Here is an 18,833-nt window from a genome sequence, read left to right on the forward strand (position 1 = left end):
CCACGAACTCGCGGCAGCGGACCGGCTCCGCGGCCTGATGGGCATGGTCGATCTGACGCACGCACCGGACTCACCCCGATGTCCTTGCGCTCAGTCTGAGGGGACCCTCTTAGGGGAGATACCTGGTGTGGGTGAACGTCCCCTTCGTGAACGCCAGGATCTTGGTGGTCTTGACCGCGTAGACGAGGGCGGCGCCCTGCTCGTGGACGAAGCCCCCGTCGGTCACCTCGTACTGCCACTGGCCGTTCCACTTACCGGCCCAGGAGGCGGCGAGGCGTTCCAGCGTGGCCCGATCGGTGACGCGCTCGGCCTCACCCTCGACCATCACGTCCAGGCCCCGATCCCAATCATTGGCACCTGTGGTCAGCACGACCTGGGGGTTCGCCCTGAGATTGACCGCCTTCTGCTCCTCGGGGCCGGTGCAGAAGTGCAGGCGGCCATCGACCCACACCGCCACCAGTGGCGTGACGTGCGGGCGCCCGTCGGAACGTACGGTCGTGATCCAGAACAGCTGTGCCGTCTCCAGCGCCTCGCGCGTCGTCTCCCACGGCGTAGCCTGCGCGCCGGGTTCGCTGAAGCGTTCGTCGAGCTGGGCCTTCAGTCCGTCCGATGTACTCATGGGGATATAGACCAGGGACCCCCGCCGAACTCATCGGTCGGGCCGTCACGATCCTTGACCGCGTCCCCCAAGACGATCGACACCGCCCTCTGATCGGCCGGTGCGCACGGCCAGTCGCTCTGTGCGATGGGGTCGCCTGACATCGTGGACCAGAGGATGGTTTCCCGAGCAGCCGAACGGAGGGAGCCCAGCATTGTCCGTTCCGGAGATACGACCGCATCCAGGAAACCTGCGCGCCGTCGCCGAACAGATCGAGCAGGCCACCGGGCTGCGCGTTGAGGTCCTGGGAGGAAAACTCGTGATGTCTCCGACGTCACGTGGCAAGCAAGCGGGAACGATCCGGCGCATCCGCCTGCAGCTCGAGCCTCGGCTGCCCGCAGGGCTGGCCACATATGAGGTCTCCTCCGTCGCGCTTCCCGACGATGTCGACGACTACTGCACTCCCGACCTCGTGGTGCTCCCCGAGGACTGGGACGAGGACGATGCTTGGCTGGCCAATCCGGGCGACGTGGAGCTGGCCCTCGAGGTGATCTCCAAGTCCGAGCGTGCCAAGGAAGTCACCGACAAGAACGATTGGTACGCGGCCGCCGGAGTGCGCACACTGCTCGCAGTGGATCCGCGTGTCGGCGCCTGGTCCTTGCTCACCTACCCGCGCGAGGGCAGCTACCAGGGCGTGCTTCACGGCAAGTACGGCGAGGAGATTCCACTCCCCACGCCGTTCGGATTCGCACTGGCCACAGGCGACCTGCCGCGCTACGCCGACCCGACTTGACCGCGCTGGGCTGATCGGCCGGAGAGAAGCTCGTCGAACCCGAGGGACAGCACCACGGAATGTTCCAGCGTGAGGGGTCCTGGGCTACCCACGCGGCGCCAGCCTGGTTCGTACCACCAGGTCGTGGAGGGCCGGGCGGGCGCTCGGTCGTTCGGGAAGTACGGAGCGGGCCCGCTCATCTTCGAGCCGGACGGTCAGGGCCGTGACGTCGGCGAGGAGACGATCCCGGTCGGGGGCGTCCGCCGGGAGGGCGCCGTGCTCGGCGGCGCGTTTGGCCTCGATGAGGTCCGGAACGTACACAGGCCCGTAGTCAGGGGTGAGGCTGCCTAGATCGGCCACCACCTCGCCGGTGCGCATGAGGTGGATGCCCGTCATCAGGACGCGGAATGTGTAGAGCAGCGGCTTCAGCTCCTCGCTCTTCTCGAAGAGGCGCCACTGATTGCGGGCGAAGCCAAGGTAGTGGTGGGCGTGGTTGCTGGTGAGCAGGCCGGAAACCTGCGCGAGCAGCTCCTCGTGCACCGGCGACGTCGCCACGACCAGCGGCGAGACGAGCTGCTCCAGCACATAGCCGTTGCGATTCAGGAGCAGACGGCAGAACTTGGCGAGATCGTGAGTGACCAGGTCGGCTTCCACGCCCGCCTGGTCCCAGGTCCAGGTGATGGTCTCCGCGCCCGTGTCGAGCCCGACGATCTCGTCCAGCGGGAGCAGGTGGACGCCGCGCAGATCCACGTCGGAATCCTGTGACGGGAAGCCGTACAGGTGGGCGCCGCTCACGGTCACGAACGCGCGAGGGTAGGGGTGGCCCGCCTCCATGCTCTTGACCATGCCGGGCGGAACTTCGTGCAGGTCACGGGGATCGCGCATGGCCGCACGCTACCCGCGGCGAGGCGGCTTGAGTAGCCGATTATCCGTCGAGCTCGCCGCGCTTGACCCGTGTCACGAGTTCAGCGAAGCCTCCGCGCCCGAACTCCAGCCGACCGCCATCAGGGTCCTTGGAGTCCCGAACGCCAACTCCTCCGGACAGCCGGGCCACTTCGACACACACGTCGTCGTTTCCACTGCCGCTGTACGAACTCTTGCGCCACTCGATCACTGGTACGCCCTCATCGTCTGGCCGATCATTTCTCTTGAGGCGGCCCGAGACAGGGCAAGCGCCCCAATCTGATCAAACCGTATCCCGAGCCTGGCGACCTCGTCACCAGACTCGATCAGCCTTCCACCGATCTGGGCGCCAGCGTAGGCCAAGTCTCTGGAGCCGATCTTCAAGATCTGGAAGTGTCCGTCGTGTCCTGGATGCCAGCCGACCGACCTGGCGACCACCCTGATCGAGATGCACGGGTGTTCGTCGAGCTCCAGGAGACGCGCCAGCTGCGCACGCATGACCTCCGGGCCACCCACGGGGCACTCCAGCACTTCCTGGTCGAGCAGGATCCATAGGTAGGGCGGGTCGTCCCGGGTGAGGTTCTCCTGCCGCTTCAGCCGCGCCCTGCTCTCCACCTCCACCTCTCGAACGCGACCGGCCGCCCACAGAATCGCCTGAGCGTAGGCCTCGGTCTGGACGAGGAGTGGGATCCACTTTCCGTCATGGACCCTGATGACGTCGGCCGCAGCCTCGTACTGGATGTACTGCTTGAACCAGTCCGGATCGTGGCCGGTCCGCGCATACCAGAGCAGTCGCTCGAAATGACCGCCGGTGTGCCACGCCTCGTCGAGGCGGATCATGTGTTCTTCCTTCGGCCGCAGTCGCCCCGCCTCCCAGTTCGATACGGTGCCGCGCGCGACCTTGACTATCTGCCCCATCTGAGCCAAGGACAGGTCTCGCTTGGTCCTGTGAAACCACAGGTCAAAGGCCAGCCAGGCCCAGTGCGAGGCTTTTGGATCTATCGACTCTCTGACGCTCATCGCTCACCCACAGGTGTATCGGAGTTATCCGAATACGAGGCAAGTTACCTTGCGTCGATCAATCCTGACCCTAAGTTCACAAAACTCAGGACGGCGGCGATGAACGAAGACCCCGAGATCCGTATGACTCTGCTCGCCGAGCCATCCTCGGCGGTCCTCGCACGCGAGCTGGTCCGGTACGCCCTCACCACGTGGGGCTTCGCTCGGCCGCTCGTTCTGGACTCGATGCTGGTCATGAGCGAGATGGTGACCAACGCCGTCAACGCCGCACGCGGGCAGGAGATCCGCGCGCGCATCACCGTCCAGCAGGATGCGCCTCTACTGGAGTGCTGGGACCCCTCCCCCGGGCTCCCTCGGCCCCGTCCTGCTTTGGTCGACTCCGAGTCCGGTCGGGGTCTCCTCATCATCGCCGGTCACGCCAAGGAATACGGCGTTCGTCCTTCGGCCATCGACCGGGGCAAAGTGGTGTGGGCTCTTATGCCCATCTGACTGACGGCCGCGGCATCTGGGCGATGCCGCGGCCGGTCGGGGTCGGTCAGAAGGTCGGGTAGATGTCGGTGGTCTGGCCGGCGGTGGTCGTGAAGTTGGCGCCGGTGGACCAGGTGGTGTCGTTGATCAGTGGCTTGTATTCCAGTGAGGTGCCGGACGGGATGCCGTCGATGGTGCACTTCCAGAGGGCGGCGGACTGGTTGACACAGTCCTTGCCCGTGCTCCAGGACAGCGGGGCGACGCTGCCTCGGATGGTGATGCGGTTGCCCCAGCCGACGTCCTTGTGAACGTAGACCGTGGTCGTGGTGGTCGGAGGCGGGGTGGTGCCGCCTCCGGTGGTGGTGGCGTTGACGTGCAGGGCGACGGCGCTCTTGGCGGGGACGGTGACGGTGGCCTGGCCGCCGGAGACCGTGACCTTGGTGCCGGTGCAGCCGCTGGTCGTCGCCGTGCCGGTGACGACGTCGCAGTATCCGCCGTCGGGCAGGCCGGTGGTGTAGGTCGCCGTTGAGGGAGAGGCTGAGTTGTTGATGGCCAGCCAGCCCTTGGCGCCGCGGCTGAAGGCGATCACGTTCGAGGCGGGTGATGACCAGTTCGCGACGGGCGCGGTGCCGGCGGTGTTGCGCCAGCCGACCAGGCCGACGACGCCTTGGTCACGGTGCACGCATTGCCAGGATGAGCAGTTGGCGTCGGTGACCTTGCCGCTGGAGTCGGCGGGCGGGGAGGCGTCGTTGTTGGAGAAGGTGAAGCCGTCGTAGACCTGCGGGACGCCGTGCGGCCAGGCGAGCATGAAGTAGGTCGCCGGCTTGTAGGAGGCGTCCTTGTAGGTGAGGGTGCTGCCGTTGCGCTCCAGGTCGTGGTTGGTGATCATCGCGTACGACTTGTCGGACGGCTCGATGCCCCATGACGTGCCGAACGTCTTGAGGTTCGCGATGTCGCCGTTGAACTGCTCCTTCATCTTGTAGGCGTAGACGAAGTCGAGCAGGCTGCCGTTCTCCTCGAAGGCGGAGGGGGCGAGGACGCCGGAGCCGCCCGGCATGACCTCCTGGGCGACGTACGGGCGGGTGTGCTGCCAGGTGGTGCTGCCGACCTTGGCAAGGATGGCGGCGAAGTCGGCCTGCGGAACGTGCTTGGCGGCGTCCACGCGGAAGCCGTCCACGCCGAGGGAGACCAGGTCGTTGAGGTACGTGGCGATCTTGGCGCGGACCTCGTCCTTCTGGGTGTAGAGGTCGGACAGGCTGACCAGCTCGCAGTTCTGGACCTGCGTCGCGTCGTTCCAGTCGTTGATGCCGCCGCTGGAGGTCGGGCAGCCGTCGCCGGGGTGGTGGAAGTCGGAACGGGTGTAGGGGACGGCCGGGTAGGCGTAGCCGGAGGGATCGAAGGTGGAGCCCGCGTAGCCGCTGGTCACGGTGTTGTTGGAGCCCGCCATGTGGTTGACGACGGTGTCGGCGATGACGCGTACACCGGCGTTGTGGCAGGCGGTGGCCATCGCGGCGAACTCGGCGCGCGTGCCGAAGCGGCTTTCCAGCTTGTACGAGACGGGCTGGTAGACCTCCCACCACGGATGGCCCTTGTCCGGGATGGACACGGACTCGGCAGGTGGGGCGACCTGGACGCCGCCGAAACCCGCCGGGCCGAGACGGTCGGTGCACTCGGAGGTGACTGAACGCCAGTTCCATTCCCAGAGGTTGGCGACCGCGTCCCCATTCGGCTGGGTGGCTACGGCCGTGGCGGTACGAACTGCGGCGGTTGCGGGGGTGGGGGCAGCGGCGAGGGTTGCCAGGGCCAGGGCGGCGATGGGGAGCAGGGTGTGGGCGCGTGGACGTCGCATGGCGGCGGCTCCAGAGGACAGGGTTCGGGGTGGGTCCCGACCGTCCCGCCAGCACTCGGGGGGTCGCGCAGAGCCGAGCATCACCCGCCGATCGGCGGCCGTCAAGAGATTTCAGAAAAGTTGCTGCAAGTCTGCACGGAAAGTGAAAGCGGGCCCGGAGGCGTCCCGGTGCTGGACGGGACGGGCCTCCGGGCCCACGACTGGGCGGGAACGTATCACCGACGCGCGCGTGACGCAGGTAACAGTCGGGCCACGATCCTGCTGAAACTTTCTGCAAGCTCTGTACGGACTTGCAAGGCGTTGCTAGCGTCCACGCTCCAAGAAGCCCTGAAACCGGACATGCGGGGCGGAGATGGGGACCCCGGCGCGCGGCCGGGGCCCCGACCGAGGAGGACTCATGCGGCGCACACCCCTGGCCGGCGTTGCCGCCGGACTCGCGCTCGCGTTGGCGGCGGCCGGATGCGGCGGCGGCGATGACGGCAAGAAGTCCGGCAGCGGCAACGCGGCGGGCGCCGGGCAGCTCACCGGGCGCGGGCCCATCACGCTGGTGAGCGGCAAGGACCGTTCGGGCAACATGCAGAAGATGGTGGACGCGTGGAACGCGGCCCACCCGAGCGAGCAGGCCAAGATCGTCGAGCTACCGGACGAGCCGAACGACCAGCGCCAGCAGATGATCCAGAACGCGACCACCCGTTCGGACGCCTACACCGTCCTCAACCTCGACGTCGTGTGGACCGCCGAGTTCGCCGCCAACCGCTGGCTCGCCGAGCTGCCGAAGGCCCAGCTGGACACCGGCAAGCTGCTGCCCGCGACCGTGACCACGGGCGAGTACCGCGGCCGCCTGTTCGCGATGCCGCTGACCTCCGACTCCGGCCTGCTCTTCTACCGCACCGACCTGCTGAAGAAGGCGGGCATCGACCAGGCGCCGACGACGTGGGCCGAGATGTGGTCGGACTGCGACAAGGTCAAGGCGCTGCCCGAGGGCAAGGGCGTCGACTGCTTCCTCACCGAGGTCGGCAAGACCGAGGGGCTCACGGTGTCGGCGGCCGAGGCGATCAACAGCGCGGGCGGCACCATCGTGGACGCCGAGGGCAAGCCGTCGGTCGGCACGCCGCAGGCCAAGGCGGGCCTGGACTTCCTGGTGAACGCCATCAAGGACGGCCGGATGCCCAAGGCCGCGCTGACGCTGGACGGTGAGGGCGGGCGCCGCCAGTTCCAGGCGGGCAAGCTGCTCTTCCACCGTCAGTGGCCCTACCAGTACGACCTGGCCAACGCCGACGACGGCTCCTCCAAGGTGGCGGGCAAGTTCGCGGTCGCGCCGATCCCCGGGCCGAACGGTCCCGGCGCCGCCAACCTCGGCGGCCACAACTACGCCATCTCCGCGTTCGCCAAGAACAAGGCGAGCGCGCTCGACTTCATCAAGTTCATGGCCGACGTGAAGCAGCAGAAGGCCAACGCGCTCGCCACCTCGCAGGCGCCGACCGTGGCCTCGCTCTACACCGACCCGGACATGATCAAGAAGTACCCGTTCCTGCCGACGCTGCAGAAGGCGATCGAGAACGCCAAGTCGCGGCCGGTCGTGGTGAAGTACGGCGACGTCACCGCCGCGATCCAGGGGTCGGTGTACGACGCGCTCGGCGGCAAGACCGCGCCCGACAAGGCGCTGACCGACCTGCAGTCCAAGCTCACCCAGCTGACCACGCCGTAACCGATGACCACCACGTACTCCAAGAGCGGCGGCGCCACCGAGGCGCCGCCGCCCGGCGCGCGGCGCGGACTCCTGCCGCGCCGGTCCAAGGGTTCCAAGGGCCCCGAGGACTCCAAGGGCGATCCGCAGGGCTCGCGCCGGATGGCCGCGATCATGCTGTCGCCGACGCTGCTCGTGCTGGCGCTGGTCGTCGGCTACCCGGTGATCGCCGGGTTCCGCGAGTCGCTCTACACGCGCGGGCAGGCGCTGGACGCCGACGGCTTCGTGGTCGAGGGCGAACGGTTCGTCGGCCTCGACAACTACACCGCGATCTTCTCCGGGGACCGCGCGGACGCGTTCTGGAACGCCTTCTGGAACACCACGTTCTTCACGCTGACCACGGTCGTGCTGGAGACGGTCATCGGCGTCGCGATGGCGCTGGTGATGCAGCAGGCGTTCCGCGGCCGCGGGTTCCTGCGGGCCAGCGTGCTGGTGCCGTGGGCGATCCCGACCGCGATCTCCGGTCTGCTGTGGCGGTGGATCTTCCAGGCGGACGGCGCGTTCAACGCCGTGATCCAGCACCAGGTGCTGTGGACCGCCGACGGCTTCCCGTCCAAGCTCGCGGTGATCATCGCCGAGGTGTGGAAGACCTCGCCGTTCATCGGGCTGCTGGTGCTGGCCGGGCTGCAGATGATCCCGCGCGACGTGTACGAGGCGGCGCGCTGCGACGGCGCCGGGCCGCTGCAGCAGTTCTTCCGGATCACGCTGCCGCTGGTCAAGCCGTCGCTGCTGGTCGCGGTGCTGTTCCGGATGCTGGACGTGCTGCGCATGTTCGACCTGCCCGCCGTCCTCATCGGGGTCAACAAGAAGTCGGTGGAGACGCTGACGATGATCTCGTGGTTCGAGTCGAACAACCTGCGGTACGGGTCGGCGGCGGCCTACGCGACGATCCTGTTCGTTTACATCGCGCTGATCTCCTACCTGTTCGTCAAGCTGCTCGGCGCCGACATCATCGGCCAGGCGCGACAAGTCAGGAAGAAGGGCAAGGCATGACGGCCGTACCCGTCGCGCGGCGTGCTCGCCGCGTCCTGCTGTACGCGGGCGTCGTGCTCGTGGTCGTCTACTGCCTCGCGCCGTTCTACTGGATGGTCGCGTCGGCGTTCCGGCGCCCGCAGGACCAGTTCGAGAACTCGATCATCCCGACGCGCTGGTCGGTGGAGAACTTCACCGCGGTGTTCGGCGGGCACAACGGCTTCGAGCGCGCGCTGCTGAACAGCCTCGTCGTCGCCGGAACGACCACGCTCCTGACACTGGTCATCGGCATGGCGACCGCCTACGCCCTCGCCCGGCTGTCGTTCCCCGGCAAGAACCTTTTCCTCGGGCTGATCATCGCGACCACGATGTTCCCGGGCATCTCGCAGATCGTGCCGCTGCTGAAGCTGTTCACCGACATCAAGTGGATCAACACCTACCAGGCGATGATCGTGCCGAGCCTGGGCTTCGCGCTGCCGCTCAGCATCTGGCTGCTCACCACGTTCTTCCGCCAGCTGCCGTTCGAGCTGGAGCAGGCGGCGATGGTGGACGGCTGCACGCGGGGCCAGGCGTTCCGCAAGGTGATCGTGCCGCTGGCCGCGCCGGGGGTCTTCACCACGGCGATCATCACGTTCATGACGGCCTGGAACGAGTACATCATCGCGCTGTCCATGACCACCGAGAAGGACATGCAGACCGCCACCGTCGCGATCTCCAAGTTCACCGGGGTGAGCGGCCAGGACCAGCCGTTCGGCACCCAGATGGCGGCCGGGGTCGTCGTCACCGTGCCGCTGATCATCGTCGTGCTGGTCTTCCAGCGCCGTATCGTCGCCGGGCTCACCGCCGGCGGCGTCAAGTAGAGCGACAACAGGGGGACTCATGACGCACAACGCCGCGCCGACCCTTCCGGGGCCTTCTGGCCGTCCGGGACTTGCGGGCAGTCCGGGACCTTCAGGCGGTCCGGACGCTGAACGGCCCGCCGGCACGCGGTGGTGGCGGGACGCGGTCATCTACCAGGTGTACGTCCGCAGCTTCGCCGACAGCGACGGCGACGGCATCGGCGACCTGCCGGGCATCCGCAGCCGGCTGCCCTACCTGGCGGACCTGGGCGTGGACGCGCTCTGGATCACCCCGTTCTACACCTCGCCGATGGCCGACTTCGGGTACGACGTCGCCGACTACCGCGACGTCGACCCGATCTTCGGAACGCTGGAGGACGCGCGCGCCCTCGTGCGCGAGGCCCACGACCACGGGCTGCGCGTCATCGTGGACGTGGTGCCGAACCACACCTCCGACCGGCACCTGTGGTTCCAGGAGGCGCTCGACGCCGAGCCCGGCTCGGCCGCCCGCGCCCACGCGCGTGCCCGCTACATCTTCCGCGACGGCCGCGGGCCGGACGGCGCCGAGCCGCCGAACGACTGGGAGTCGGTCTTCGGCGGCTCCGCCTGGACCCGTGTACCGGACGGCCAGTGGTACCTGCACCTTTTCGCACCCGAACAGCCCGACCTCGACTGGGACAACCCCGAGGTGCACGCCGAGTTCCAGGACATCCTGCGCTTCTGGCTGGACATCGGCGTGGACGGCTTCCGCGTCGACGTCGCGCACGGGATGGTCAAGGCGCCGGGCCTCCCGGACGCGGGCCGCACCGACCAGATCCGGATGCTCGGCACGGACGTGCTGCCCTACTTCGACCAGGACGGCGTGCACGAGATCCACCGCGCCTGGCGTCGCCTGCTCGACTCCTATGGCGGGGAACGGATCGCCGTGGCCGAGGCGTGGGCGTCCTCTCACGAACGCCTTTCCGCCTACGTGCGCCCGGACGAACTGCACCAGGCGTTCAACTTCCCCTACGTGGCAGCGGACTGGGACGCCCGCGCCAAGCGGGAGGTCATCGAAGAGTCGATGCGCACGAACGAGCTGGTCGGCGCCGCTCCCACCTGGGTGCTGTCCAACCACGACGTGAAGCGCCATGTGACCCGATATGGCGACGGCGAGTTGGGCGTACGCCGGGCACGCGCGGCCGCCCTGCTCATGCTGGCTCTTCCCGGCTCGGCCTACATCTATCAAGGGGAAGAGCTGGGCCTTGCCGAGGTGCTCGACCTGCCTGCCGAATACCTCCAGGACCCGCAGCGAGCCCGCGATCCCGAATCGGGCCGTGACGGCTGCCGCGTACCGCTCCCCTGGTCGGGCGAAGAACCCCCGTTCAATTTCAGCGCGTCCAAGAGCTGGCTCCCCATCCCGGACCGCTGGCAGGGCCTCACCGTGGAAAAGCAGTCGTCCGACCCCGAATCGATGCTCTCCCTCTACCGCGCCGCACTCCGCATGCGCCGCGAGCACCCCGCCCTGGGCGACGGTACTTTGCACTGGCTGGTAGGCCCTCCCGGCACCCTGGTCTTCGCCCGCAGCGCGACCCCTGAAGACGAGACTCCTGAAGATGATGGCCCCCGCATCACGTGCGCGGTGAACCTCAGCGACAAGACCGTTCGCATCCCCACCTACGGCCGCCCCTTGCTCGCGAGCGCTCCCATTCGCCCGGACGGGGAATGCCTGGTCCTCCCACCCGACACCGCCGTGTGGTGCGCGACCACCACCGGCCCTAACGACCATGGGGTGGAAAGGTAAATTGAGCCCCGTGACAATGCGCTTGGCCGACATCGCGGCCCATGCGGGCGTCAGCGAGGCGACCGTGAGCCGAGTGCTCAACGGCAAGCCGGGCGTGGCAACCTCGACCCGTCAGGCCGTCCTGACGGCCCTGGACGTCCTCGGCTACGAGCGCCCGCCTCGCCTCCGCCAGCAGCGCGCGGGCCTGATCGGCCTCATCGTCCCCGAGCTGAGCAACCCGATCTTCCCCGCGTTCGCCCAGATCATCGAGAACACCCTCGCCCAGGCCGGCTACGCCGCCGTCCTGTGCACGATGACCGCCGGCGGCATCCGCGAGGACGACTACACCGAGCTCCTGCTGGAGCGCGGCGTGGCGGGCATCATCCTGGTGAACGGGGAGCACGCCGACTCCCAGTCCGACCCGGCGCGCTACATCCGCCTCACCGACCGCGGCCTGCCGATCGTCCTGATCAACGGGTTCCGCCCCGACATCCCGGCGCCGTTCATCTCCAACGACGACACCGCCTCCCTGGAGATGGCCGTCGCGCACCTGGCCGCGCTGGGCCACCAGCGCATCGGCCTGGCCGTCGGGCAGGAACGCTTCGTGCCCTCCATCCGCAAGACCGAGGGCTTCCGCCGCGGCATGAAGGAGCACCTGAACGCCACCGACGTGGACGACCTCATCGTCAACACCCTCTTCACCGTCGAAGGCGGACAAGCCGCTGCCCAGCAACTCCTCGACAGCGGCGCCACCGCCATCTGCTGCGGCAGCGACATCATCGCCATCGGCGCCATACGAGGAGTCCGCCAGCGCGGCCTTCGCGTTCCCGAGGACGTCTCCGTCGTGGGCTTCGACGACTCCCCCATGACCGCCTACCTGGACCCGCCGCTCACCACGGTCCGCCAGCCCGTACGGGAGATGAGCCTGGCCGCCGTAGAGAACCTCCTGGAAGAGTTGGGCGGAGCCAAGGTCCCCCGTACCGAGCTGCTCTACCGCCCCGAGTTGGTCGTACGCCGTTCCACCGCCCCCCGAAAGGCCTGAGGAAGCCACCACACCACCAGGAGAGACGCATGAGCCCGCAGGAGCGGTACGGCACGCAGTTCGGTCCCGACATCACCTTTCTCGGCGTACCGCGCTGCACCTGGTCGGACCCGTCCACGTACGCCGACGCGGACGTGGTCATCATGGGCGCACCGTTCGACGGCGGAACGTCACACCGGCCCGGCACCCGCTTCGGCCCGCAGTACATCCGGCAGACCGACTACCTGCCGCACGACGGTTCACGCCCGTCCCTGGCACTGCGCGTGGACGGTCTGCGCGACGACCTGACCGTCTACGACGCCGGGGACGTACAGATGTACTCCGGCGACGCGGAACGTTCCGTTCGCGACCTCCAGGAAGCGGTCTACACCGTCACCGCGAACAACGCCATCCCGCTGATCCTGGGCGGCGACCACACCATCGCCTGGCCGGACGCCGCAGGCGTCGCGCAGCACCTCGGCCAGGGCCGCGTATCGATGATTCACTTCGACGCGCACGCCGACACCGGGAACATCGAGTTCGGCTCCCTGATCGGGCACGGCCAGCCGATGCGCCGCCTGATCGAGTCTGGCGCGCTGCGCGGCGACCGGTTCCTGCAGATCGGCCTGCGCGGCTACTGGCCGGGCCCCGAGACCCTCGACTGGATGGCCGGGCAGGGCATGCGCTCGTACGAGATGACCGAGATCGTCGCCCGTGGCCTGGAGGAGTGCCTCACCGAGGCGTTCTCCATCGCCACCGACGACTGCGACGGCGTCTTCCTCTCCGTCGACATCGACGTGTGCGACCCCGGCCACGCCCCCGGCACGGGCACACCCGAACCTGGCGGCCTGACCGCCCGCCAGCTCCTGGACTCCGTCCGCCGCATCGCCTACGAACTCCCCCTGGTCGGCATCGACGTAGTCGAAGTCTCCCCGCCCTACGACCACGCGGACATAACCTCCGCCCTGGCCAACCGCGTAGTCCTCGAGGCCCTCTCAGGCATCGCCCGCCGCCGCAACGGCACCCCCTGGGACCCGAGGCGACCCCTCCTCGACAGGTAAAAGGGTGGGGTTAACTCCACCATGCCCCCTGGGTCCAGCCTCCTGCCACTGACGGGTTGGGCCCAATGTCTTTGTCGTAGCCCCGCGCGAGAGTTGATCTCGTCACAGAACACGGCGAGAGGACGGGGTCATGGCAATCGAGGCAATCCACACACCACGCCTGGGACGGCTGCGCCCCCTGGCGACCGAAGTGAGCCTCCTGGTCGTCCTCTTCGCCATCTACAAGTGGGGCCGGACGCTCATCGAGGGAAGCGTCGCCCACGCGACGTCCAACGCCCACTGGATCTGGCACCTGGAACGCGCCCTCCCTTTTCCGAGCGAGAAAACGGTCCAGCACTTCTTCCTCCAGTGGGACCACACCGCGTTCCTGGCCAATCTCTACTACGTAGGGGTCCATTTCCCCGGCACAGCGGCGTTCCTCATCTGGCTGTACGTGCGCCACCGCGACCATTACAAGCGCGTCCGCACCCAACTGGTCATCCTGACCGCCGCAGGCCTGGCCGTGCACATGTTCTTCCCCCTCTCACCGCCCCGCCTAAGCGGTTTCGGAATGGTCGACACCATGCTCACCGTCGGCCCCTCCGCCTACCCCGCCCAAGCCAACGGAATCGCCAACCAGTACGCCGCGATGCCCTCACTCCACTTCGGCTGGGCCCTTCTGGTGGCGATCGCGGTCATCCGAGTCTCCACGAGCAAGTGGCGCTGGCTGGTGGCCCTCCACGCCCCGCTCACCCTCTTCGTCATCGTCGTCACCGCCAACCACTACTGGGCCGACTGCGCCGTGGCCACCGCCCTCCTGGCGATCGCCATGCTCACCGTTCACCTGGCCACCCGCCGCAACCGCAAGCCGACCCGCCCCATCCCGCCGGCCCCCACCACCCACGAGGCGATCCCCCTCCCCACCGAGCCCGCCGAAGACCGCACCCGCGAACTGGTCGGCGCCGCCTAACCCGCAGAATCAAGAAATCCGCAAATGGTTTCGGCGATGGCCGGATAGTCCTCCCCGAACCAAACGAAATGACTGGACGCCCGGCTGATGACCAGCCGGGCGTTCGGCAATACATCCGCGAGTGCCTCACCATGAGCGAACGGCACCGCTCCGTCCTGAGGACTGGCGATCACCAAAGCGGCCTGACCAACCCCCGCCGCGATCTCCCGATAGCCCGCGACATCCCTGAAGTCACGCAGATCAGCGGCAAAACCACTCCCCGAACGCATCCGCTCGAACAACCCCGCGACGAGGGCCCGATTCACCTCGTCCAGAACCACACCGACCGGCTCGACACTCAAATCACGCAACAGCAGCCGCAACCCCGCTCCCGGCCATCGCCGCACCAACGAGTGCAGCAACCCCCAGGTCAGACGCTCGGTACGCGGACCGAACGCGACCCCGCTCCCCAGCCGCGTCCATCGGCCAGGCCAAGCCAACGGGCCGACCGCACTCTGCAAAATGAGCCGCTCCACCAAATCCGGACACCGTGCAGCCATGCTGACCGCGCTCAACCCGCCTGCCGACTGCCCCACCGCCGCGGCCACAGACCCGATCCCAAGCCGTTCACACAGCTCAGCGACGACCTCTGAAAACCCGGCAACGCCAACAGGCGTCCGGCCATACCCAGGCCGCGACGGCGCGAGCACCGTGAATCCCGCCTCCGCGAACACCTCCTCCCCCAAAGGAAGCGAAGCCCGCATATGCCCGCCGTGCATCATCAGGACAACCCGCGGACCGCGCCGCTCCAGCCGGTACTCGACCACCCCGCGAGACAGCTCGACGACCTCGGTAGGACGCTCCACGACCGCCACCATGCCCAGACCGTACGTCGCCCCGGCTCCCATCGGCGGACGGGCCAGTGCGGAAACTGGCGAGGCACGCGGGTCTTGGTCTCGTCGCGGAAGTTCTCGATGATCGACTCGATCTGCCTGGTCTGGCGGGTCGCCTCGAGTCGGTCCAGGTACAGGTTGTGGCGGGCCAGGGCATCGAGCCGAAGCCGAGGGAGGTCACGAGTTTCGTCGGAACGTCGATCCCGTGAACGGCCGCGAGGCTGGCCATGTCCTCGACGACCATGACCGCGTCCGGCGCGTGGAGCCTTCGGTCATCCGGCAGGCAGCGGTACACGGTCACGTCGGGGCGGCGGAAATTGAGCGGCACGTCGCTGAATCTCACATCGACGTCGGTCTCGACCATGAGGCACGGTTCGGGCTTGCGTCCCGCCTCAAGGGCCGCCGCCAGCCTCCGCACCACACGGTTGTGCGGCCGGGAGGCGCTCTCGCATTTGACGATGTGCCCGTCGATCACCTCGATCGTCTGGCAGAAATCCTCGGGCAGCGACTCGTACTCCTGGGCCGTGATCTGCGCCGGAATCCGGCGGTACCAGTCTTCTGGCCGACGGATCGTCATGTCGTCAGCCTATCGATCCATCGTCGGATAACGGTTGCGTTGCGGCGGGTTGACAGTGAAGCAGGTCACGGTCTTAGCTTCGTGGGAGCGCTCCCACACCTGGATCGAGTGAGAGGGGTCCGCCATGAGACGCGGGCTTGGAATCGGGCTGACGGCCGTGCTGGTCGCGGCCCTGGCGGGCTGCGGCGGAGGGGATGACAAGAAGTCGTCGGGGCCGGTCACGCTGACCGTCGACGTGTTCGGCGAGTTCGGCTACGACCAGCTCTACAAGAGCTACGAGGCGTCCCACCCGGGCATCAAGATCAAGCAGCGGAAGGTCGACACGCTCGACAACTACAAGCCGCGGATCCAGCAGTGGATCGCCACGGGGAGCGGCGCCGGAGACGTGGTCGCCCTGGAGGAGGGGATCCTGCCGCTGTACATGCAGCAGCGGAGCAAGTTCCTCAACCTGTTCGACTACGGGGGCAAGAGCCTGCAGGGCAACTTCCTGCCGTGGAAGTGGCAGATGGGCGTCAGCTCTGACGGGTCGCAGCTCGTCGGGCTCGGCACCGACATCGGGCCGCTCGGCATGTGTTACCGCAAGGACCTCTTCAAGAAGGCGGGCCTGCCGACCGAGCGGGACGCGGTGTCCAAGCTCTGGCCGAACTGGGACTCCTACATGCAGACCGGGCAGAAGTTCCAGGGCAAGGTCAGCGGGACGAAGTGGCTGGACGGGCCGACGGCGATCTTCCGGGCGACCGTGCTGCAGAACGCGGGGGCCGGCCCGGGCTACAGCTTCTTCGACAAGAGCAACAACCTGGTCTTCGACACCAACCCGGCCGTCAAGACCGCCTTCGACACCTCGCTGAAGTTCGAGGCCGCGAAGATGTCCTCGGACATGTCGATCTTCACTCCGCCGTGGCAGACCGCGCTGAAGCGCGACACGTTCGCCACGATCCCGTGCCCGTCGTGGATGCTCGGCGGCATCGAGGAGTTCTCCGGCGGGTTCGGCAAGGGCAAGTGGGACGTCGCGGCGGTGCCGGGCGGCTCGGGCTACTGGGGCGGGTCGTGGCTCGCGGTGCCCAAGCAGACCAAGCACCCGAAGGAGGCCGCCGCGCTGGCGGAGTTCCTGACCAACCCGCAGGGCCAGACGGCCGCCTACAAGGACAAGAACGTCTTCCCGTCCTCGCCGCAGGCGGCGCAGGACCCGGCGGTCGCCAGTGCCACCAGCGCCTACTTCGGCGAGGCCCCGGTCGGCAAGATCTTCGGCGACATGGCCGCCCAGGTGAAGCCCGTGTACCTCGGCCCGAAGAACGAGGACGTGCGGCAGGCGGTCGAGAACGTCCTGATCGCGGTCGGCCAGGGCAAGGTCAAGCCCGAGGAGGCCTGGTCCAAGGCGGTGGACGCGGCCAAGAAGGCCGCCAGGTAGTCCACCGGGGCGGCGGCGTGACCGCGCCGCGCCGCCGCCCGCCCGCGGCAGACCGCCCGCCCGCGGCAGAACGCGGGGGCCGCCCATCGCGGCCGGCCCGACGCGGTCGCCGCCCCGCCGATCGGAAAGGAGGACGCATGAGCCTCGATGTGCGTCCCGTACGGAACGGGTCCGGCCCCGTCGCGACCGTGCCACGGCGCGGCCTGCGGGCGCGGCTCGCCAAGCTCGACATGAAGGCCTCGCCCTACCTGTTCATCTCGCCGTTCTACCTGGTGTTCCTGGTGTTCGGCGCGTTCCCGCTGGTCTACACGCTCTGGGTCTCGCTGCACGACTGGGGCCTGGCCTCGGGCACGCGCAAGTGGGTCGGCCTGGACAACTACAGCTACCTGCTGGGCGACGAGGACTTCTGGCACGCGGTCGTCAACACGATCGGGATCTTCGTGCTGTCCACCGTTCCGCAGCTGCTGATCGCGCTGCTCATCGCGAACGCGCTGAACCGGCGGATGCGGATGCCGACGGTGTTCCGCATCGGGATGGTCGCGCCGCTGGTCACCTCGACGGCGGCGGTGGCGATCGTGTTCACGCAGCTGTTCGACCGCGACTACGGCTTCGTGAACTGGGGCCTGCATCTGGTCGGGGTGAGCCCGATCGACTGGCAGGCGAGCCGCGGCTGGTCGTGGGCGGCGATCGCGATGATGGTCAACTGGCGGTGGATCGGCTACAACGCGCTGATCTACCTGGCCGCGATGCAGGCCATCCCGAAGGACCTGTACGAGGCGGCGGCGATCGACGGGGCGTCCAGGTTCCGGCAGTTCTGGCAGATCACCGTGCCGCTGCTGCGGCCGACGATCCTGTTCACGGTCATCATCTCCACCATCGGCGGGCTGCAGCTGTTCACCGAGCCGGTGCTGTTCAGCGTCGGCACGCCGAACCGGATGGACGGCGGCCCGGTGCACCAGTTCCAGACCGTGACGATGTACATGTTCGACAACGCCTTCGGCCATGACCGGTACGGCTACGGCGCCACCGTCGCGTGGGCACTGTTCGTGATCATCATCATCTTCTCGCTGATCAACTTCGTGTTCGTGCGGCGCACGGGAGGCACCAAGTGACCACCATCCCGGGCATCCGGCGCCGGCGAAGCCACGGCCGCCGACCGGACAAGGCGGGCAGGCTGCGCAGCCTGTGGGACGCCAGCCCGCTCACCTACCTGACGCTCGTCGTCGCGCTGGCGCTGTCGGTCTTCCCCATCTACTGGATGATCGTCGTGGCGACCCGGACCAACGACGTCGTCGCCGACGTGCCGCCGCCGGTGCTGCCGGGCGGGCGCTTCGGAACGAACGTCCACCGGTTGTTCTCCACCCAGGACGTCTACTTCGCCAAGGGCCTGGTGAACTCCTTCATCGCCTCCGGCGCGGTGACGATCTCGACGGTGTTCTTCGCCTCGCTGGCCGGGTTCGCGTTCGCCAAGCTGCGCTTCCGCGGCAAGAACGCGCTGCTCCTCACCATCATCGCCACGATGATGATCCCGGTGCAGATGGGCATCGTCCCGCTCTACATGATCATGGTGAAGCTGGGGTGGCAGAACCATCTGCAGGCGGTCATCGTGCCGTTCCTGGTCACCGGCTTCGGCGTGTTCATGATGCGCCAGTACGCCGACCAGGCGATCCCGGACGAGCTCATCGAGGCCGCCCGCGTCGACGGCTGCACCACGTTCGGCATCTACTGGCGGGTCGTGCTGCCCGCGCTGCGCCCCGCCGCCGGGGTCCTCGGGCTGTTCACGTTCATGCAGACCTGGAACGAGTTCATGTGGCCGCTGGCGGTGCTGACCCCCGACAACCCGACCGTGCAGCTGTCGATCAACAACCTGGCGAACGCCTATTTCAAGGACTACACGCTGATGTTCGCCGGGACCACCATCGCCGTCCTGCCGCTCCTCATCGTGTTCATCGTGTTCGGCCGCCAGATCATCGGCGGAATCATGGAAGGTGCGATCAAGGCGTGACCTCCGTACA

18 protein-coding genes and 1 pseudogene are annotated in these 18,833 nt (G+C 67.9%); 12 read left to right on the forward strand and 7 right to left on the reverse strand.

Annotated elements, in window-relative coordinates; genetic code table 11:
* Positions 1 to 109 precede the first annotated feature (109 nt).
* Positions 110 to 619, reverse strand: coding sequence for a pyridoxamine 5'-phosphate oxidase family protein (locus tag J4573_RS17030; RefSeq protein WP_208256467.1), 510 nt, complete (start codon positions 617 to 619; stop codon positions 110 to 112).
* A 193-nt stretch (positions 620 to 812) separates the two neighbouring features.
* Between J4573_RS17030 and J4573_RS17035 the strand changes: the two genes are divergently transcribed.
* Complete coding sequence (locus J4573_RS17035) at positions 813 to 1,391, forward strand: Uma2 family endonuclease (protein WP_208256468.1); 579 nt, start codon at positions 813 to 815, stop codon at positions 1,389 to 1,391.
* Positions 1,392 to 1,475: 84 nt separating this feature from the next.
* On the opposite strand, the gene J4573_RS17040 is transcribed toward J4573_RS17035, so the two are convergent.
* From J4573_RS17040 to J4573_RS17050, 3 genes are read right to left on the reverse strand one after another with little or no spacing between them, the layout of a single operon-like run.
* The gene (locus J4573_RS17040) at positions 1,476 to 2,255 is read right to left on the reverse strand and encodes a nucleotidyltransferase domain-containing protein (protein ID WP_243773109.1); all 780 of its coding nucleotides are present in this window, start codon (positions 2,253 to 2,255) and stop codon (positions 1,476 to 1,478) included.
* A 40-nt stretch (positions 2,256 to 2,295) separates the two neighbouring features.
* Positions 2,296 to 2,484 (reverse strand): DUF397 domain-containing protein, encoded by a 189-nt coding sequence (locus tag J4573_RS17045; protein WP_208256469.1) that lies wholly within the window; start codon positions 2,482 to 2,484, stop codon positions 2,296 to 2,298.
* Positions 2,481 to 3,293: a helix-turn-helix domain-containing protein gene (locus J4573_RS17050; RefSeq protein ID WP_208256470.1), complete on the reverse strand. Its 813-nt coding sequence runs from the start codon at positions 3,291 to 3,293 to the stop codon at positions 2,481 to 2,483. Before J4573_RS17050 ends, J4573_RS17045 begins: the two co-directional genes overlap by 4 nt.
* A gap of 99 nt (positions 3,294 to 3,392) precedes the next feature.
* On the opposite strand from J4573_RS17050, the gene J4573_RS17055 reads away from it, so the two are divergent.
* Positions 3,393 to 3,782, forward strand: a complete 390-nt coding sequence (locus J4573_RS17055) for an ATP-binding protein (RefSeq protein ID WP_208256471.1) — start codon at positions 3,393 to 3,395, stop codon at positions 3,780 to 3,782.
* 46 nt (positions 3,783 to 3,828) lie between these two features.
* On the opposite strand, the gene J4573_RS17060 is transcribed toward J4573_RS17055, so the two are convergent.
* Complete coding sequence (locus J4573_RS17060; RefSeq protein ID WP_208256472.1) at positions 3,829 to 5,610, reverse strand: alpha-amylase family glycosyl hydrolase; 1,782 nt, start codon at positions 5,608 to 5,610, stop codon at positions 3,829 to 3,831.
* Positions 5,611 to 6,007: 397 nt separating this feature from the next.
* Here J4573_RS17060 and J4573_RS17065 point away from each other — a divergent pair, with 397 nt between their 5' ends.
* The 7 genes from J4573_RS17065 (at position 6,008) to J4573_RS17095 (ending at position 13,961) form a co-directional block, all read left to right on the forward strand.
* Positions 6,008 to 7,318 (forward strand): ABC transporter substrate-binding protein, encoded by a 1,311-nt coding sequence (locus J4573_RS17065; RefSeq protein WP_208256473.1) that lies wholly within the window; start codon positions 6,008 to 6,010, stop codon positions 7,316 to 7,318.
* A 3-nt stretch (positions 7,319 to 7,321) separates the two neighbouring features.
* Positions 7,322 to 8,350 (forward strand): carbohydrate ABC transporter permease, encoded by a 1,029-nt coding sequence (locus J4573_RS17070; protein WP_208256474.1) that lies wholly within the window; start codon positions 7,322 to 7,324, stop codon positions 8,348 to 8,350.
* Positions 8,347 to 9,189, forward strand: a complete 843-nt coding sequence (locus J4573_RS17075; RefSeq protein ID WP_208256475.1) for a carbohydrate ABC transporter permease — start codon at positions 8,347 to 8,349, stop codon at positions 9,187 to 9,189. Before J4573_RS17070 ends, J4573_RS17075 begins: the two co-directional genes overlap by 4 nt.
* Positions 9,190 to 9,208: 19 nt before the next feature.
* Positions 9,209 to 10,951 (forward strand): glycoside hydrolase family 13 protein, encoded by a 1,743-nt coding sequence (locus J4573_RS17080; protein WP_208256476.1) that lies wholly within the window; start codon positions 9,209 to 9,211, stop codon positions 10,949 to 10,951.
* A 10-nt stretch (positions 10,952 to 10,961) separates the two neighbouring features.
* Positions 10,962 to 11,972 (forward strand): LacI family DNA-binding transcriptional regulator, encoded by a 1,011-nt coding sequence (locus J4573_RS17085; protein ID WP_307796662.1) that lies wholly within the window; start codon positions 10,962 to 10,964, stop codon positions 11,970 to 11,972.
* A gap of 29 nt (positions 11,973 to 12,001) precedes the next feature.
* Positions 12,002 to 13,012, forward strand: a complete 1,011-nt coding sequence (speB, locus tag J4573_RS17090) for an agmatinase (protein ID WP_208256478.1) — start codon at positions 12,002 to 12,004, stop codon at positions 13,010 to 13,012.
* 130 nt (positions 13,013 to 13,142) lie between these two features.
* Entirely contained in the window at positions 13,143 to 13,961 is an 819-nt protein-coding gene (locus tag J4573_RS17095) for a phosphatase PAP2 family protein (RefSeq protein WP_208256479.1), read from the forward strand.
* Here the strand turns inward: J4573_RS17095 and J4573_RS17100 are convergent.
* Together J4573_RS17100 and J4573_RS56685 are read right to left on the reverse strand one after the other, a co-directional pair.
* Complete coding sequence (locus J4573_RS17100) at positions 13,958 to 14,818, reverse strand: alpha/beta fold hydrolase (RefSeq protein ID WP_208256480.1); 861 nt, start codon at positions 14,816 to 14,818, stop codon at positions 13,958 to 13,960. The two genes, J4573_RS17095 and J4573_RS17100, sit on opposite strands and share 4 nt — an antisense overlap.
* Positions 14,819 to 15,089: 271 nt before the next feature.
* Positions 15,090 to 15,410: pseudogene (locus J4573_RS56685) on the reverse strand (Uma2 family endonuclease); the annotation flags it as partial.
* 124 nt (positions 15,411 to 15,534) lie between these two features.
* Here J4573_RS56685 and J4573_RS17105 point away from each other — a divergent pair.
* The 3 genes from J4573_RS17105 to J4573_RS17115 all read left to right on the forward strand — a co-directional run bounded on the left by J4573_RS17105 (position 15,535) and on the right by J4573_RS17115 (position 18,823).
* Complete coding sequence (locus J4573_RS17105) at positions 15,535 to 16,818, forward strand: ABC transporter substrate-binding protein (RefSeq protein ID WP_208256481.1); 1,284 nt, start codon at positions 15,535 to 15,537, stop codon at positions 16,816 to 16,818.
* A 137-nt stretch (positions 16,819 to 16,955) separates the two neighbouring features.
* Complete coding sequence (locus J4573_RS17110; protein ID WP_208256482.1) at positions 16,956 to 17,930, forward strand: carbohydrate ABC transporter permease; 975 nt, start codon at positions 16,956 to 16,958, stop codon at positions 17,928 to 17,930.
* A 5-nt stretch (positions 17,931 to 17,935) separates the two neighbouring features.
* On the forward strand, positions 17,936 to 18,823 hold the full coding sequence (locus J4573_RS17115; protein WP_307796675.1) for a carbohydrate ABC transporter permease: 888 nt from the start codon (positions 17,936 to 17,938) through the stop codon (positions 18,821 to 18,823).
* The last annotated feature ends 10 nt before the right edge of the window (positions 18,824 to 18,833 follow it).

This window comes from Actinomadura barringtoniae (genome assembly GCF_017573505.1).
GTDB lineage: Bacteria > Actinomycetota > Actinomycetes > Streptosporangiales > Streptosporangiaceae > Spirillospora > Spirillospora barringtoniae.

Coding starts and splice junctions, on each gene's coding strand:
- J4573_RS17080 (WP_208256476.1), top strand. CDS start 9,209: ATGACGCACAACGCCGCGCCGACCCTTCCGGGGCCTTCTGGCCGTCCG.
- J4573_RS17070 (WP_208256474.1), top strand. CDS start 7,322: ATGACCACCACGTACTCCAAGAGCGGCGGCGCCACCGAGGCGCCGCCG.
- J4573_RS17100 (WP_208256480.1), bottom strand. CDS start 14,818: ATGGTGGCGGTCGTGGAGCGTCCTACCGAGGTCGTCGAGCTGTCTCGC.
- J4573_RS17110 (WP_208256482.1), top strand. CDS start 16,956: ATGAGCCTCGATGTGCGTCCCGTACGGAACGGGTCCGGCCCCGTCGCG.
- speB (WP_208256478.1), top strand. CDS start 12,002: ATGAGCCCGCAGGAGCGGTACGGCACGCAGTTCGGTCCCGACATCACC.
- J4573_RS17050 (WP_208256470.1), bottom strand. CDS start 3,293: ATGAGCGTCAGAGAGTCGATAGATCCAAAAGCCTCGCACTGGGCCTGG.
- J4573_RS17065 (WP_208256473.1), top strand. CDS start 6,008: ATGCGGCGCACACCCCTGGCCGGCGTTGCCGCCGGACTCGCGCTCGCG.
- J4573_RS17075 (WP_208256475.1), top strand. CDS start 8,347: ATGACGGCCGTACCCGTCGCGCGGCGTGCTCGCCGCGTCCTGCTGTAC.
- J4573_RS17055 (WP_208256471.1), top strand. CDS start 3,393: ATGAACGAAGACCCCGAGATCCGTATGACTCTGCTCGCCGAGCCATCC.
- J4573_RS17095 (WP_208256479.1), top strand. CDS start 13,143: ATGGCAATCGAGGCAATCCACACACCACGCCTGGGACGGCTGCGCCCC.
- J4573_RS17040 (WP_243773109.1), bottom strand. CDS start 2,255: ATGCGCGATCCCCGTGACCTGCACGAAGTTCCGCCCGGCATGGTCAAG.
- J4573_RS17030 (WP_208256467.1), bottom strand. CDS start 619: ATGAGTACATCGGACGGACTGAAGGCCCAGCTCGACGAACGCTTCAGC.
- J4573_RS17105 (WP_208256481.1), top strand. CDS start 15,535: ATGAGACGCGGGCTTGGAATCGGGCTGACGGCCGTGCTGGTCGCGGCC.
- J4573_RS17060 (WP_208256472.1), bottom strand. CDS start 5,610: ATGCGACGTCCACGCGCCCACACCCTGCTCCCCATCGCCGCCCTGGCC.